Here is a 16,096-nt window from a genome sequence, read left to right on the forward strand (position 1 = left end):
GCAAGCGGCTGCAGCCCGCCCGGGAGGCGGGCCCGTGCCCGCGGAGCGGCCTGCGGCGGCGGAGCCGCGTCAGCGCGAGCCGCAAGCAGCGACGACGCGGCCGGAGCCCGCGCGCGGCGCAGCCGGCCGGGCGCAGCGGCTGTTCGTCAAGATCGCGGCCGACCGCGAGCAGACGCAGCGGCTCGGCCGCCTGCAGGCGCTGCTGCAGCAGCATGCGGGGCCGATGCCGGTCGTGCTGTTCTACGAGCGGGAGCAGCGGGTGCTCGGGCTGAGCGACGCGTACAACGTGAAGCCGTCTCCCGACCTGATCCGGGAAATCGGCGAGATTATGGGACCCGACTCCGCCAGAGTGAAGTAACGGCAGGGCGGATAAGCCGGGTCGGCACAGGGGACGCACGAACAGGCCTCCTCCCGGCCGAACGTTCAAGTCCCTCCAGTTTCGAGCGGGAAGGGGATAACAGTCTTTCGCACCTCCTATTTCGCTGGAAACCGGCATGTTTTACTGAATAAGAGATGTTTGGAACCTTTATTTCCGGCGAAATGGCCTATATTCGGGTCGCGGGCCGATAATAAGAGTCCCGATCATCTCTTATTTGTATCTCCTCCATAACTCCGCACCGAATAAGAGGCGCAAAAGACTGCTATTCGCCCGCGAGGCGGGACTTTCCTTTTCAAGATAAAGGACTTGGACAAGCATCGGAGCTAGAGCTCCACTTTATAGGGATATTTACGAACATTCCATGGCGTGTGTGCATACATTTAGTAAAACCCGGACGGGATACGGCTCGTATTCACCCGGGCTAACGCCGGCACACTTAGGAGCTTTAATGGAATTACCGCCCTGACTGACGACCGGGGCTTTGTGGCGGCAAGCACCAGTCATCAATGATCAGGTAAGTTATTCCGTTAAAGTTCCTTAAACGTCATCCAGGAGGGATGTCCGATGTCGAAACAATTGGCTTTGCAAATGCTCGCTCGGCGAGGCGTCACGTTGAATCAGGTCGCGGAAATCGTATATAGGCTGCAGCTGCCTTACAATGATCGGTTGACGATAGAAGAATGCGAGGACAGCGTGATGGCCGTCCTCGGCAAGAGGGAAGTCCAGTTCACGCTCTATACCGGGATAGCGCTCGACGAGCTCGCGGAGAAAGGGCTGCTGCCCCAGCCGCTGCAGGCGATTATGGAGCGGGACGAGTCGCTGTACGGCGTGGACGAGACGCTGGCGCTCGGCATCGTGCATGTGTACGGAATGATCGGGCTGACCAGCTTCGGCTACTTGGACAAGGAGAAAACGGGCATCATCCGTTCGCTCAATAACCATTCCTCGCAAATCCACGTCTTTCTGGACGACCTGGTGGCTGGACTCGCCGCCGCGGCTTCGGCCCGAATCGCCCACCAGAACAAAAACGCTACGGATTACGGGGCTTTCGAGGAAAATGACGAAAAGAACGAGGCGGCGTCGCCATGATTCGACACTAGCTTCCTTGCGGGTAAAAGACGGAATATGGTATCATAAATCCATTGTACAAGAGAGGTGTTTCGGTAGTCAGGGAGGTTTTTTGTATCATGTGGACGGTTATATATATTGCTCCGACCGCGAAAATCGCTGAGCGCATCAAGCAAAAACTTACGGATGAAGGTTTTTTGGTACAAGTACGCCCTGTCAGTCTATCGAAGCATCAATTCGAAATTCTCGTTCCCGAGGGCGAGCTGGAAGAAGTTCAGGAAGTGTTGAACGCCATATTGCACGGATGACGCTTCGCAGGCGGAGGCTGCTGTCGGATAAGGGCAGGCTGCTCCTGCGAAGCGATCCGGTGCGTAGTTTCCCGGTAGGAAATACGGGGACTCCCGATAGGCTGCGGTTATGGAAAGAGACGGCTTTCGGTTATGGGTTTGGGATTGAATCGGGTTCCGGAGCAATTAGGATTGTACTCAGGATCATCGGGGGTTCCGCCCGGATCTTCAGCATCCGGTCGAAAGCGGAGAAGCTTCGCATGCGGCCGCTGATGTCCGTGTTGACACCACGGAATAACTGTAAATTCCATGAATTTGCAAGGTAGGTCCGCGTACGGATGACAACGGTTGTGGAGAGGTGTAGACGTGGCAATAAAAGACTTTTTTCAAAAAAAACGGAAGTATGCTACCATCCCGTCGGAACAAACGAAGCGTGAAATACCGGAAGGCATCATGAGCAAATGCCCCAAGTGCGGCACGATTCAATATAGCAAAGAGCTCGGCAAAAATTTGAAAGTATGCACGTCGTGCGGATTCCACAATAGATTGAACGCGCTCGAGCGGGTAGAGTTTACGCTCGACGAAGGGCGCATTTTCGAATATGACCAAGATATGATTTCCGAGGACCCGTTGCAGTTCCCCGACTACGTCAACAAATTGACCAAGGCGATGGAATCGACGGGCCTTCGTGATGCTGTGGTCACCGGCGAAGGGACGATCGGCGGTTTTCCGGTCGTGATCGCGGCCATGTCTTTCGACTTTTTCGCAGGGACTCTCGGTTCCGTTGTCGGAGAGAAAATTACGCGCGCAATCGAGACGGCGACCCAGAAGCGGTACCCGCTCGTCATCTTCTCGACGTCGGGCGGAGCGCGTACGCAGGAGAGCATCCTCAGCTTGATGCAAATGGCCAAAACAAGCGCCGCGCTGGCCAAGTTCAGCGACAACGGCGGGTTGTACGTTTCGGTTATTACCGAGCCGACCTATGGTGGAGTATCGGCAAGCTTCGCGATGCTGGGCGACATCATTCTTGCCGAGCCCGGAGCGCGGTTCGGCTTCGCCGGTCCGATCGTCATCGAGGAGACGATCCGCCAGAAGCTGCCGGAAGGATTCCAGACGGCCGAGTCCAATATGAAGCACGGACAGCTGGATAAAGTCGTGCACCGCAAAGAGATTCGCTCCACGCTTACGAAGCTGCTGGAGCTGCATACCGTTAGATCGACGAAGGAGGCAAGCGCGAATGGCTAACGAACTGCCTTTTGAGCGTCCGCTGGCGGAATTGAAGAGCAAAATCGAGGAACTGCGCAAGTTCGGCGCGGAGAAGCATATCGACTTCACCGACGAAATCGCCAAGCTGGAGGACCGGTACGCGGTGCTCGAGGAAGAGCTGTACAACAGCTTGACCGCCGGGCAGAAAATGCAGATCGCGAGACACCCGTCGCGTCCGACGACGCAGGACTTTATCAATAGCATTTGCACCGATTTTATGGAGCTTCACGGCGACCGCATGTACGGGGACGATCTGGCGATCGTCGGCGGGATCGCGAAGTTTAACGGTGTTCCCGTTACCGTCGTAGGCCACCAGAAAGGGAAAGACACGAAAGACAACATCGCCCGCAATTTCGGCAGCCCGCACCCGGAAGGATACCGCAAGGCGCTTCGACTCATGCAGCAGGCGGACAAGTTCGGACGTCCGATCATCACCTTTCTGGATACGAAAGGCGCGTTCCCCGGGGCGCCTGCGGAAGAGAGAGGCGTCAGCGAGTCGATCGCCCGCAATTTGTTCGCGATGTCCCGCTTCCGCGTGCCGATCGTCGTAGTCGTCATCGGCGAAGGCGGCAGCGGCGGCGCTTTGGCTCTCGGAGTAGGCAACCGCGTGCTCATGCTGGAGCATGCGATCTATTCCGCGCTTTCCCCTGAAGGGGCCGCCTCGATCGTGTACAAGAGCGCGTCCAAAGCCGCCGAGCTGGCCGAAGTTATGAAAATAACCGCTCAAGATTTGATACGGCTCGATGCGATCGACGAGATCGTGCCGGAGCCGCGCGGGGGAGCCCACCGCAATCCGGAGCAGCAGGGCGAGGCGGTGCGTTCCGCCGTATGGAAGCACCTGCAGGAGCTTCTGCGGATGAGCGGCGACGAACTGGTAGCCGACCGTTATGAGAAATTCCGCAAGATCGGGAAATTTACCCATATGCACGATGCGGTTGAGCTCGTCTGACGAACAGCCAGCCGGCTTCCCGCCGAACCGTAACCTAGGAGGAACTACTTTATCATGCGCAAAACAAAAATCGTATGCACCATCGGACCTTCCAGCGAATCGCTGCCCGCGCTGAAGCAGTTGATTTCGGCGGGGATGAACGTCGCCCGGCTCAACTTCTCCCACGGCGATTTCGAGGAGCACGGCAACCGGATCCGCAACATTCGTCAAGCTTGCCAGGAATTGGACAAGACGGTCGCCATTCTGCTCGACACGAAAGGTCCCGAAATCCGCACCGGCAAGCTGAAGGAAGATTCGTACGAGCTCGTGCAGGACGAGACGATCGTCCTGACGACCGAGGAATTGATCGGCGACAATAAGCGCGTATCCGTTACTTACAAAGATTTGCCGCGCGACGTGCACGTCGGTTCGACCATTTTGATCGACGACGGTCTGATCGGCCTGACGGTTACCGATATCCGCGGCAGCGACATCGAATGCCGGATCGTCAACGGCGGCACGATCAAAGGCAAGAAGGGCGTCAATGTCCCGGGCGTGCGCATCTCGCTTCCGGGCATTACCGAGAAGGACGCGAACGACATCATTTTCGGCATCCAGCAAGGCGTCGATTTCATCGCTGCCTCGTTCGTGCGCAAAGCTTCGGACGTACTCGAAATCCGCCAGCTGCTCGAAGAGCACAACGCGTCCCACATTCAAATCATTTCGAAGATCGAGAACCAGGAAGGCGTGCAAAACCTGGATGAAATTTTGGAAGTGTCGGACGGGCTGATGGTTGCCCGCGGCGACCTCGGCGTCGAGATTCCGGCGGAAGAAGTGCCGCTCGTCCAGAAGCGGATGATCAAGAAATGCAACCATGTCGGCAAACCGGTCATCACCGCGACGCAAATGCTCGATTCGATGCAGCGCAACCCGCGCCCGACCCGGGCGGAAGCAAGCGACGTAGCGAACGCGATCTTTGACGGTACGGACGCGATTATGCTGTCCGGAGAAACCGCTGCCGGCAAATATCCGGTCGAATCCGTACAGACCATGTCCCGTATCGCCCTCCGTGCGGAGTCGGCGATCGAATACCGTGAAATTTTCATCCGCCAAAGCACGGCGCAGCAGACGACGATCACCGAGGCGATCAGCCAATCGGTGGCGAATTCGGCGCTCGACCTCGATGCGAAAGCGATTATCACCCCTACGGAGAGCGGCTATACGGCGCGTATGGTGTCCAAGTACCGCCCGAAATCGCCGGTTATCGCCGTGACGCGGAACGAGCAGGTGATGCGCCGCCTATGCTTGGTCTGGGGCGTTGTGCCGATCAAGGGCGAAGAGGCGCGCAATACCGACGAAATGTTCCAGCTTGCGGTAGACGATTCGATCAAGGCGGGTCATATCCGGCTCGGGGATCTTGTCATTATAACCGCAGGCGTTCCGGTCGGCCGCTCCGGCACGACGAATCTGATGAAGGTGCACCATGTGGGCGAGATGATCGCCAAAGGACAAGGCATCGGCAGCCAGCCGGCCACCGGCAAAGTCGTCGTCGCCCGCACCGCCCAGGAAGCGCTGGATAAAACCGTACCGGGTTCGATCCTCGTCACCGTGGCGACAGACAAAGACTACATCCCCGCATTCCAGAAGGCGGCTGCAGTCATTACGGAAACCGGAGGCATCACGTCGCACGCGGCCGTAGTCGGACTCAGCCTTGGCGTTCCGGTTATCGTCGGAGTGGACAACGCCACGTCGATTATGAAGGATGGAATGGAAGTATCCGTATACGCCGAAGTGGGCGTCATCTATACAGGGCAGGCGAAAGTACTGTAAGCTTGCCCATACTACCCCACAAAGTGAAGTATTTGCTCCGATGCATATACAGGTACTTTGCGGGGACCCCGAGACATATACATGCAAACGAACGAAAGGCTCGGACCTGCAATCGGTCCGGGCCTTCTGTATACATACAAGCAATGGAGGGCGCGAATGAAAACATTGTACGTATCCGATCTGGACGGCACGTTATTGAACGCCGATCAGAAGCTTTCGGAACAAACGATCGAGACGGTTAACGCCTGGATAGCGGAAGGGGGGAGCTTCTCCGTCGCTACGGCTCGCTCCTGGGATTCCGCGGGACATTTGCTGGAGCGGCTTGAGCTTAAGCTTCCGGTCGTGCTGATGAACGGCGTGTTTGTATATGACCCGGTACAGAAATCGTATATCGTCTCCAATCTGCTCGACCGGGATACCGCATTCGAAATTATCGAGCAGGAGGAGCGGCTCGGCTTGCGGCCGTTCGTGTATACGGTCAACAGGGGGAACGAATTCAAAATTTATTATAAAGGCATGTTCAACCCGAGCGAGATCAACTATGTGACCGACCGGTTAAAAAACGGAGACGAACGGTTCCGGCTCGTGGACAAGTTCGACATCCCTCAGGACGAGCAAATTATGGAAGTGAACGCGATCGGGACGGAAAAGGAGCTGGAAGTCGCATTCCGGTTTTTCCACGGCCGTGACGGGATGCAGTGCCACTTCGGGCCGGACATTTATTCGCCGGGTTATCACTGGCTGGAGATCAACCACCCCCGGGCGAACAAGCGGGACGGCGTCGCCCAATTGAAGCGGCTGCTCCAGGCCGAACGGATTGTCTGCTTCGGGGACAATTTGAACGATCTGCCGATGTTCGAAATCGCAGACGAGAAATATGCGATGGGCAACGCGCACCCGCTCTTGAAGGAAAAGGCTACAGGCGTGCTCGCGACGAACGCGGATAACGGCGTAGCCCGTTATTTGCGGACGATTATTCCTCCAGCGCGACTCGGTACGAGTTCCGGTACTGCATAGGCGTGACCCCGTATTTGTGCTTGAACTTGGTGCAGAAATACGGGGCGTTGCTGTAGCCGACCTGATCCGCGATCTCGGTTACGGAGCGGCGATCGTTTCGGAGCAGCTCGCAAGCCCGCTCCAGCCGGGCGTTCGTCATATATTCGAGGAACGATACCCCGTGCACCTCCTTGAACTGTCTGGACAAGTAGTGGGTGGACAGCCCCGCCATTTCCGATAAAGTATCGAGCGAAATATCTTCTTTCAGATGCTCGTCGATATAGGTCTTCAGCTTGTAGAAGACGTCGTGCTGGGCATGGTGAAGCAAATGACGGCGAATATGTCCCCCGATTTGCAGGCATCGCTCGCGGATGGTCGCAATCGTCTCGCGGAACGTGTCCTGACGGAGATCGCGGAACAGAAGCGACGGGGAATACATCCGTTCTTGCGAGTTGATATCGATCATCACTCTCGAGAGTACCATCGTAATCTGCATCAGGGAAAATTCGACCGCTTCCAATGACAACGTATCGCGCCGCAGCATCCCGGCGAACTCCTCGACAAATTGCTCGATCGCCGGGATATCCCCGGCGCGAAGCGCGTTTTCCAGCGGCTCGTAAGCGATGACCGGCATTTCCGTGCGCCTGCTGATCGCGCCATAATCGACGATCGAACCGACCCCGTCGAGGAACGTGTATCGTAATGCTACCGCCGCTTGCTCATACGACTTCGAAATATCTTCCGCATGAAGAGCCAAACCGCCGATTCCCGCCGCAAACGAAGCCTCACGCGGTCCTTGCTGCGACGCGAGCTTCAGCAATTCCTCGCGAATCCCGCTAACGGCACTCTCCGACTCCCCGGCGAAATAAAGCAAGCCGAGCTCTACAGCGCTCATCTCCACGATTTCGCAATGGAACGGGTGCGCAAGCTTGCGCAGCTTCGCCTTCCACGTTTTTACAGTATCCCGGTCCAGCTTTACGTTCACGACGACATATCGGCCGTCCGGCCGGATTCTCTCCGGATATTCGTCTTCGCCCAGAATACCGTTCAGCAGCGCGGCGAGCTTATTGTCGTCCAACTCGCCGGTCAGCTGCTTGACCTTATGATTCAATCCCGACAAGACGTAATCGACCACTGTGAACTCGTTCTGCTGATGGGCCTGGGCCGGGAACAATCCGCCGTTCGTCTCTTGAAGCTTCCGGAGCATGTGCTGGACAGGCCGGTACGTCTTGACGGAAATATAGTAGGAGATGAGGATGCCGAACAGCAGCAAGCCCGCACCGACCAATGCGAGCGGCCAACGTATCGCGGCCGAGCCGACCGGCTGCACGGAGGCGAATACCCAATCGTTCCCTGGTGAGTCCCCTCCCAAAACGGATAGCAGCCGGCCGTTTTGTCTGCCGGCGGCGGCAGGATTGCCGGCAAGCTTCGCCCAATACTGATCCAGCTCTTGGCTGTCGAGATTGCTCGAGCCGGCGATAAATTGCTGCTTCACATTGACCATCAGCAGTTTTTCCGCCTGCGAGCCGAGCAGCGAATCCAGCATATCGCGAATGTGCTCCTTGTATATGTCGATAAACATGTACCCGCTTATCTCGCCGCCGCGTGCTTGAATAGGGAACGTGTAGATGTAGGTAAGCAGCTGATCGGTCAGTTTATCCTCATACGGTACGGAGCGAGCAAGCCACTGGTCCGTTGCCAGACGCCCTTGCTCGAGCTCGGCGATCAGGCCGTATTTGGGAGAATGGGCGGAAACTTTGTAATAAGCATACGGATCGACCATCAAGTTCGAATTTTTGAAATAGACGGATACGCTTTCCGTTCCCGGATTGGCGCTTACGGTCGTTTTCAGGTGATTGGCGACCCGGTATATTTGATATAAATTATGGCCGTACTCTTTGTAGAACGAAGTAAACGCATCGTCCGTGCCGTTCCCCGTATTCATCGTAGTCAAAATTTCACTGATGAAAGCGTTCTTAAAAATCCCCGGGTAAAGCTCCTCCACGTATGTCTTCACTTGGCCAAGCTTGCCCCGGCTGTCCCGCTCCTGTTTGTCTTCGGCCGCCCGCTTCGCATTATTGTACAAAATGGCCCCGCACAAGGTGGAAATGACGATCGTTACGATCGTATACGAGAGAAACAGACGGCGGAAATAAATATTTTGGAACCGGCGGTTAAACGTCCATTTCATATCGTGCCATTCTCTCCCTTACGCTAAAGTCCTCCTAGCGTATCACGAGTCCGCTTGCGTGTAAATATGTGCGGAAACGGCGGTTCAGTAGGCGAAAAGCTCGCTGTATCAAGGGATTTCAAAGTCTATGTCAAATATTTGAATAAGGCCGGGGCAAATATGTATAACGAATCGCATGAACTTGAAATCTCTTTTTTGGAACCGTTGTGAAATAATGAAGGCGCATTCATATATCCGATACAGGAGGGGTTCACGTTGCTAAGATGGACCGGAAAGGGAACGGTCGTGCTGCTGGCCGGAATGATGGCGCTGCTGTCGGCGTGCGGCGGAGCAAGCGGAGTGGAGAGCGGGAAGAAAGGGGCGGCGCCGGCCGAAGGGGGAGCCGGTGCGAAAGAAGCGCCGAAGGAGAAGAAGGAGCCGATCGAGCTCGTGTTCAAGGACGCGACCTTCGGGTGGTCGGCCGAAGACTTTATGAACGATTACGGCAAGGCGATCGAGCAGAAGTTCCCGCATATCAAAGTATCGTTCGTACCGCATCCGAAGCCGAGCATTCCCGAAATGTTCGCGACGAAGGCGAAGTTCGATATCGTCATCTCGTCCTTGCTGATGTTTAACACCAATATTCTGGATAATAATTTGCAATACGATCTCACGCCGTTAATCAAATCGACCAAATACAATTTGGACCGGATCGAGCCGACCGCATTGGCACTCGCCAAGCAATTGGCGAACGGCGGCATATACGGCCTACCCGTCGCGGGAGCGGCTTCGACGATCGTGTACAATAAAGCGTTGTTCGACAAGTTCGGCGTTCCTTATCCGAAGGATGGGATGAGCTGGGACGATTTCTACGAGGTGTCCAAAAAAATGTCTCGCGTAGAAGGCGGTGTCCGGTATCAAGGCTCGCTCGTATATCCGAATTTCATGCTGTACCGAAACCCGTACTCATTAAGCTTGATCAATCCGAACACGGACAAAGCCGACTTCAGCAGCCCCAAATGGAAAGAGTATATCGAAACGATGCTCAGCATTTACAAGATTCCGAACAATCAGGTGGAGAAAAGAGGGCAGTTCGGCGGCCAGGTCGGGAAAGACCTGTTCGAGAAAGATCAAGTCGTCGCGATGTATTTGAACGCCTCGGGGACCGGCATCCGGGAGCTGAGCTTCAAAAATATGGACTATGACTTCGCCCAAATCCCGACGTTCAAAGATGCGCCGGGCTTGGGTCCGCAGCCTTATCCGCTGTATTTCTATATTTCCGCCGCCTCCGAGCTGAAGGAGCAAGCTTTTGACGTATTGTCGTATTTGACTTCGGACGAGTTTCAGCTGGAAAGCTCCAAGAAAGGCACGCTGACGGCTCTGAGCAGCAAAGAAATCCAGATGGCGTTCGCCCAAAACTACCCGGAGTTCAAAGGGAAAAACATTAAAGCGATATTGCCCGCCAAGTTTGCGCCTCCGGCTTACCGCAGCAAGTATGACGGAATCGTCAGAGGGGATCTGGAGTCCGCCTTCATCTCCGCGGCAATGGGCGAGAAAGATATTAATACGGCGATGAGGGAAGCCGAAGAGTCGGCGAACAAGAAGATTGAGCAGGCCAAATCGCAAATGAAATAGCGGCTGCACAGCCGAAGGAGGAATGTCGCATGGGAGAGGATAGAGGCAGCGCGACACCCGATTCCGCATGGATGAGCCGCCGCCAACTGCTGACGGCATTGGGTGCCGCGACCGCGGCGGTAACCGCCCAGTCGCTGCTTGCGGGCGGTCCGATGCTGGCGGACGGGCAGACGGTCACCGGACAAACTTACGGGAGCAACGGCTGCTGCAGCTGCGCGTATCGTACGCTGACGGAGCTGAAATCGTCGGTCCAACTGACGGAAGGGATGATTGCCGTAACATACGGATATTACACCATAGGGGATGGCGGCGGAGCGGAGTATACGATCACGGCCGGTACGCTGGCGGAAGACGGCGGCAGTGTCGTCAATCTTCAGAACGGGCTGCAGGCCCGGCTCATTCCGAGCGCTTCGGTCAATTACCGGATTTTCGGGGCTGTAGGCGATGGCGTGAACGATGACGGGATTCAGATCAAGAAAGCCCACGCCTATGCGAACAAGACGGGGCTTCCGGTCGAGCAAACGAGCGGAGACTACTGGCTCAAGGCGACGAACAAGATCGAAATCCGGACGAATGTAAGCTGGGGAGCGACTAGGTTTCATATCGACGAAAGCTTCAACTCGAAAACCGACGTGAAGTTTCTCGTATCGAGCGCCAAACCATCGAGCTCGATCGTATTGGATCCGGCAGCAAAAGCATCATTGATTGCCAAGCTGAAGCCCGGAACGACCCAGCTCCCCGAGCTCGCTCCGTACAAAAACTGTCTCGTCTTTGTCGTCGACAAAAACGATATCGTTGCCCGCCGGGAAGGCTATGGGAACCAATGGGTGAAGGAAGAGTTTTTTTATGTGGAAGAGCACGGACGTATTATCGGAGATATCGCCTGGACGTTTCGGGATTATACGAGCTTGACCGCTTATCCTTGCGATGACGGCTATTTGATCATCGATGGCGGAACGTTTTATTTGTCGGGGAACAGTCCGGGCAGCAATCAAGGGTATTGGAATAACGGATTTCAAATTCGCCGCAGCCGCACCGTCATCCGCAACCAATGGGTCGGTCTGGAAGTCGGTCAGGCCGATGTAGCGCTGGACCCTCGCAACGGGTTTTACACATTCAACTATGTGTACGAGGTGCTGCTGGAAAATGTCAGGCTCATTCCGTTCGAGAAAGATCGAGGAGGTTCCGGCCAAGTGCCGCAAGGAACATACGGCATCGGGGGGAATCGGGTGCTGGGCGCCACATTCCGCAGCGTCACGGCCGAAGGCAGCAGGGTCCATTGGGGCGTGTTCGGAACGAATATGTTCAAAGACTTCCGGGTGGAAAACTGCAAGCTGAACCGGGTCGACGTTCATTTTCATTGCTGGAACTTGTACATCCGCGATTGCGAGATCGGCTACCGGGGCTTGTCGCTGACCGGGGGAGGCAATCTGTTCGTCGAGAATACGACTCGCTACGGAAACAATTTCATCGATTTCCGGCCGGACTACGGCGCGAGATGGGACGGCGACATTCGTATCCGGAATTGTCGAATACTTGTGCCTGGTACGGGCAGCATGGCGTCGGTGCTCTATTACAACCCTTCCAACTACGATTACAAATGCCCGATCGGGTATGGAAGAACAATCCGGATCGAAGATTTTATTTTCGATTTTACCGGTTCTCCCGCTGCCGCTTTTCCGTGCTGGATCATGAAGATCGCCGCATTTTCCAAGACGGACGAAGGACAGAGGCTGTTTTTTCCTATGCAGCTCGAATGCCGGAATATATCCGTGCACGGACGGGAGCAAGGCGTGCGTCTGCTGGAGATCAAAGATCCCCGCGGCTTCGACGTGCGCAGGAAGGGCGGATACGACGGGCAAAAGGTGACGTCGAACTGTTCCATGCGATTCGAGAATATTCAGCTGGAGAAGGTGCCGGTCCAGACGTCGCAATCGGCCGCGCATGTCCATTTCCTGCTGAATGCGCTCGGCTCCCAAGCATACGACGATGAATATGCGCTGTATCCGACAATCGAAATCGTCGATTGCCGCGACTTTTTCGGGCATTTCCGGGGGAGCGTCGCGGACGTCCGGTTCCGCAACTGCCTCATTAACTGTATCGACGCCTACGAGGGAGGGCCGATGCGGGGGAGGATCGCGTTCGATCATTGCGATTTTCGTGCGGATGCGCTCGATGACGGACGGAACTTTCTATTTCTCGGCGTTACGCTCGGCACCCGGTTTACGAACTGCACGGTATACGCGCCGATCGTGAACGGCAGTGCGAGACCCGACCTTGTCAGCCGGTACGAGTTCATCCAAGTGAATCAAGCTTTGCGCTATAACCATGCGAATACGAAGCTGGCCAAAGAACTGGCGGACTATTACGCCAACGCGGGAACGCCGGTCGAGCCGGAATTTACGGTCATGCTCAGAAGCCATCACGAATCCGAGTCTCCGTACATGGCACGCCGCAAGGGCACTACGACGCAGCGTCCGACCGCAGGTATGTTCAACTCGGAGAAAGGCTTCGCCTATTTCGATACCGACCTGATGCAGCTGCTCGTGTGGGACGGCGGGCAATGGGTTTACCCTTCCAGACTGGCGGATACGTTGCATTACTATGCCGCCAACGCTGCGGGCGGGGCGGTCCCGATCCGGATGGACCGAATGAAGGGGCATCCGACGCAGGAGTATTTGATGCCCAAGGCCGGCCGCTTGTCGGGTTACGCCGCATATGCCGAAGCAGGCGGAGGCGCTGTGCCGGCCGTTGCGTTTGAGGTTCTCAAGAATGGCGTGCCTTGGCTGGCCGGACTGAACGGCCCCGGCTCGGGACAAAATCCCGCCATCGTACCGATCGCCGGAGGCGGCGACTTTGTCGGAGGGGACCGCATCGGCGTTCGGATCACGGGCATATCCGGCATGTCGCCGCTTGCCGGCTTCATCGTCGATTTGAATGCGGAATTCGTCAACTACTGAAGCGTTTGTCGCGAAAAAAGCCACCGCGTGTTGTGCAACTGCAACGAGCACGCTGTGGCTTTTTTGTGTTGCTGGGAAAGGGGTGTGGACGATTTGCCGACCCGTATACGCAATAAGAGCGAAGACCCCGGGTCGGGATTTGCGCCGGTCTAAGCCCACCTCTTCAGCGTCGGAATGACCTTGCCGAGCATGTCCCGCGCTTCCTGCTCGGAGATGCCTTGAGCGGAGCGGACGTGCGGAACGCACTCTTCGATCATCGAATGTACGGTGGCGTCGGGGGAGGTGAAGGCTCCTTCCTTGTAGCAGTAAATGCAATAATCATCATTGCGGCTTCCGTCGGCGTTCGTGCCGGACTCTTCTGCGGCTGCGAGCGGCATTCCGCAGCTTTGGCAAAACGGTTTGTTCATCGGGGCATGGCCTCCTTCATCGGAATGAGTTCATCATACACCGCGAACTATGACAGGTGTTTGTCATGGTTGATACGGATCGGAATCATTTCCGTACAGCTTCGCAATGTTTCTCACCCTGTCGCGGATGAGCAGGCGCAGCCGTTCCGGCTCGAGCACTTCGACCCGGTCCCCGAAGCCGAGCAGGAAGCCGTACACCCATTCGTCCTCCGGGTACGTCTCGGTGACGATAACGGAACCGTCCGGCTGCGGCTGAAGCCGTTCGACGCCGAAATATTCTTCCGCGCGGGCGCGCCCCTCCGGAGTAAACCGGAGCACCATCGTCACCGGCCGGGTATTGTTGTCCCACATCCGATCCCAATCCGCACCCTCGACGGGAGCATGCTCTCTCCGCTCGAAGCGTCTCTCCATAATCGAAAGCTGCGACATCCGGGATAGACGGAACAATCGAAAATCGTTCCGGTGCATACAATAGGCATAGATGTACCACGACACGCCCTTGAGCAGCAGGGTCATCGGCTCGACGCTCCGCTCGGTGGCGATCCCGTTCACGGACGTGTACGAGAACCGGATCATGCGCGAATGCTGCAGCGCTTCGCGAATGAGCGCCACTTTGCGTTTCATCGTACCGTCCGAGCCCCACGGGTTCATATCGATCACGAGCCTGTCCTGCCAAAACCGGGCGGCTTCCTTCTCTTTGTCGGACAGTAGTCCGGCATACTTCTCGAGCGTCGTTCCGAAGCGCGAATCGTCAATCGCCGTGGTCATTCCTTTCAATGCCGCCAGGACGGAAGCGATCTCGTCGAAGGTCAGCGCGTTCCGATCGAGCCGGTAGCCTTCCATCACTTCGAAGCCGCCGCCCGCCCCTTGATAAGCGACAAGGGGAAATCCGGCTTGGCACAACGTATCGATATCGCGATATACCGTTCTTACGGAAACTTCCATTTTGTCGGCGAGCTCCGTCGCGGAGATCCGTTTCCGGTTGACGACGAGCATCAAGGTGGCGAGCAGCCTTTCCAATCGCAATGCATTCCCCGTCCTTTCCGTATTGTCGGACAAAAGCTTACCATGTCCGAATCGGACGTGTCTACCGGTGCGAACCGGGGAACGATAGTTTGAGGAATCGTGCCCGGTCTAGTAATATAAAAATAAAGTAGGCGGCGCGGTATGGCTTCGCGGCTGCCATTTATCGGAGCGGAGGAGCGACAGTGAAGTGGAATGAACAAGAACCGGGACGGTGGCACAGGCACGCCGTCCGCGTCCGCTATCAGGAAACGGACCGCATGGGGGTCGTCTATCATGCCAACTATATCAACTGGTTCGAGATCGGCCGAACCGAGCTGATCCGGGACCGAGGGTTCCCGTACAGCCGGATCGAAGAGATGGGGCTGTATTTACCCGTCGTCGAGCTGGAATCGAAGTTTCACCAGCCGGCCAAGTATGATGACGCCATTGCGATCTATACGCGAATTTCTTCATTTAACGCTTTGACCGTCAAGTTCGAATCGCAAATACGGCGGCGGCCGGATAACGACATGACGTTCGACAGGGCGGAAGGCATCGCCCTGCCCGAAGGGGATTTGCTTGTCAGCGGCATGACCCGTCACGTATGGCTGAACCGGGAATGGAAGCCGGCTCGCATCGACAGGGAGGCGCCGGAGCTGTTCCGGCTGATGGGTGACGAGCGATGATGATGCGTTTACTCGTATTGCTGTTTATTGTGATTCCGGCTCTGGAAATATGGGCGATCATTGAAGTGGGGCAGCGGATCGGAGGATGGCAGACGTTCGGCCTCATCATCTTGACAGGCATCGTAGGCGCTTATTTGGCGAAGAAGGAGGCGCTTAAGGTGTGGAACTATGCACAGCACGACATGGCCTCGGGACAAATACCGACGCGGCATATCCTTGACGGAATATGCGTATTTGCCGGGGGGATCTTTCTGCTATCGCCCGGTTTCCTGACCGATATCGCCGGCATTCTGCTCATTTTGCCGGTTACCCGGCGGCTGTTCCGGAATGTGCTGTCCATCTGGATCCAGAAGAGGCTGTCGAACGGTCGGCCGTTTTTCTACTTCAGAAGATAGACCGGTCCCCCCAACTGGTCCCCCAAAAGTGGAGCCGTCCTTCGCAGCGTATTCGAAGTATTTGTGGGGAGCACCCAAATCCGC

14 protein-coding genes are annotated in these 16,096 nt (G+C 56.3%); 11 read left to right on the top strand and 3 right to left on the bottom strand.

What is annotated here, in order from left to right; genetic code table 11:
• The 7 genes from FE783_RS17235 to FE783_RS17265 all read left to right on the top strand — a co-directional run.
• A partial coding sequence (locus FE783_RS17235) for a hypothetical protein (RefSeq protein ID WP_238403120.1) occupies positions 1–358 on the top strand: 358 nt, incomplete at its 5' end.
• A 585-nt stretch (positions 359–943) separates the two neighbouring features.
• Positions 944–1,468, top strand: coding sequence for a phosphatidylglycerophosphatase A family protein (locus FE783_RS17240; RefSeq protein ID WP_138880632.1), 525 nt, complete (start codon positions 944–946; stop codon positions 1,466–1,468).
• 98 nt (positions 1,469–1,566) lie between these two features.
• On the top strand, positions 1,567–1,755 hold the full coding sequence (locus FE783_RS17245) for a glutamate decarboxylase (protein ID WP_138880633.1): 189 nt from the start codon (positions 1,567–1,569) through the stop codon (positions 1,753–1,755).
• A 345-nt stretch (positions 1,756–2,100) separates the two neighbouring features.
• Positions 2,101–2,979, top strand: a complete 879-nt coding sequence (gene accD, locus FE783_RS17250) for an acetyl-CoA carboxylase, carboxyltransferase subunit beta (protein ID WP_138880634.1) — start codon at positions 2,101–2,103, stop codon at positions 2,977–2,979.
• The gene (locus FE783_RS17255; protein ID WP_138880635.1) at positions 2,972–3,949 is read left to right on the top strand and encodes an acetyl-CoA carboxylase carboxyltransferase subunit alpha; all 978 of its coding nucleotides are present in this window, start codon (positions 2,972–2,974) and stop codon (positions 3,947–3,949) included. The genes accD and FE783_RS17255 overlap by 8 nt, the downstream gene beginning before the upstream one ends.
• Before the next feature lie 54 nt (positions 3,950–4,003).
• Positions 4,004–5,758 (top strand): pyruvate kinase, encoded by a 1,755-nt coding sequence (gene pyk, locus FE783_RS17260; protein WP_138880636.1) that lies wholly within the window; start codon positions 4,004–4,006, stop codon positions 5,756–5,758.
• A gap of 156 nt (positions 5,759–5,914) precedes the next feature.
• Entirely contained in the window at positions 5,915–6,775 is an 861-nt protein-coding gene (locus tag FE783_RS17265; RefSeq protein WP_138880637.1) for an HAD family hydrolase, read from the top strand.
• Here the strand turns inward: FE783_RS17265 and FE783_RS17270 are convergent.
• The gene (locus tag FE783_RS17270; protein ID WP_138880638.1) at positions 6,732–8,945 is read right to left on the bottom strand and encodes a helix-turn-helix domain-containing protein; all 2,214 of its coding nucleotides are present in this window, start codon (positions 8,943–8,945) and stop codon (positions 6,732–6,734) included. The genes FE783_RS17265 and FE783_RS17270 overlap by 44 nt on opposite strands.
• Before the next feature lie 255 nt (positions 8,946–9,200).
• Between FE783_RS17270 and FE783_RS17275 the strand changes: the two genes are divergently transcribed.
• Positions 9,201–10,559, top strand: coding sequence for an ABC transporter substrate-binding protein (locus FE783_RS17275; protein WP_138880639.1), 1,359 nt, complete (start codon positions 9,201–9,203; stop codon positions 10,557–10,559).
• Positions 10,560–10,588: 29 nt separating this feature from the next.
• On the top strand, positions 10,589–13,519 hold the full coding sequence (locus tag FE783_RS17280; RefSeq protein WP_138880640.1) for a hypothetical protein: 2,931 nt from the start codon (positions 10,589–10,591) through the stop codon (positions 13,517–13,519).
• A gap of 149 nt (positions 13,520–13,668) precedes the next feature.
• Here FE783_RS17280 and FE783_RS17285 read toward each other — a convergent pair whose 3' ends face one another.
• The gene (locus tag FE783_RS17285; RefSeq protein WP_138880641.1) at positions 13,669–13,926 is read right to left on the bottom strand and encodes a zinc ribbon domain-containing protein; all 258 of its coding nucleotides are present in this window, start codon (positions 13,924–13,926) and stop codon (positions 13,669–13,671) included.
• Between the two features lie 63 nt (positions 13,927–13,989).
• The gene (locus FE783_RS17290; protein WP_138880642.1) at positions 13,990–14,952 is read right to left on the bottom strand and encodes a helix-turn-helix transcriptional regulator; all 963 of its coding nucleotides are present in this window, start codon (positions 14,950–14,952) and stop codon (positions 13,990–13,992) included.
• Positions 14,953–15,134: 182 nt separating this feature from the next.
• On the opposite strand from FE783_RS17290, the gene FE783_RS17295 reads away from it, so the two are divergent.
• Together FE783_RS17295 and FE783_RS17300 are read left to right on the top strand one after the other, a co-directional pair.
• Entirely contained in the window at positions 15,135–15,617 is a 483-nt protein-coding gene (locus FE783_RS17295; protein WP_238403121.1) for an acyl-CoA thioesterase, read from the top strand.
• A complete protein-coding gene (locus tag FE783_RS17300; protein WP_238403122.1) occupies positions 15,614–16,012 on the top strand; it encodes an FxsA family protein in 399 nt (132 codons plus the stop codon). Before FE783_RS17295 ends, FE783_RS17300 begins: the two co-directional genes overlap by 4 nt.
• Positions 16,013–16,096 lie beyond the last annotated feature (84 nt).

The sequence above is a fragment of the Paenibacillus mesophilus genome (genome assembly GCF_005938385.1).
In the GTDB taxonomy this organism is placed as follows: Bacteria; Bacillota; Bacilli; order Paenibacillales; family NBRC-103111; genus Paenibacillus_AB; species Paenibacillus_AB mesophilus.

Coding starts and splice junctions, on each gene's coding strand:
- FE783_RS17240 (WP_138880632.1), top strand. CDS start 944: ATGTCGAAACAATTGGCTTTGCAAATGCTCGCTCGGCGAGGCGTCACG.
- FE783_RS17245 (WP_138880633.1), top strand. CDS start 1,567: ATGTGGACGGTTATATATATTGCTCCGACCGCGAAAATCGCTGAGCGC.
- FE783_RS17255 (WP_138880635.1), top strand. CDS start 2,972: ATGGCTAACGAACTGCCTTTTGAGCGTCCGCTGGCGGAATTGAAGAGC.
- pyk (WP_138880636.1), top strand. CDS start 4,004: ATGCGCAAAACAAAAATCGTATGCACCATCGGACCTTCCAGCGAATCG.
- FE783_RS17265 (WP_138880637.1), top strand. CDS start 5,915: ATGAAAACATTGTACGTATCCGATCTGGACGGCACGTTATTGAACGCC.
- FE783_RS17270 (WP_138880638.1), bottom strand. CDS start 8,945: ATGAAATGGACGTTTAACCGCCGGTTCCAAAATATTTATTTCCGCCGT.
- FE783_RS17280 (WP_138880640.1), top strand. CDS start 10,589: ATGGGAGAGGATAGAGGCAGCGCGACACCCGATTCCGCATGGATGAGC.
- FE783_RS17285 (WP_138880641.1), bottom strand. CDS start 13,926: ATGAACAAACCGTTTTGCCAAAGCTGCGGAATGCCGCTCGCAGCCGCA.
- FE783_RS17300 (WP_238403122.1), top strand. CDS start 15,614: ATGATGATGCGTTTACTCGTATTGCTGTTTATTGTGATTCCGGCTCTG.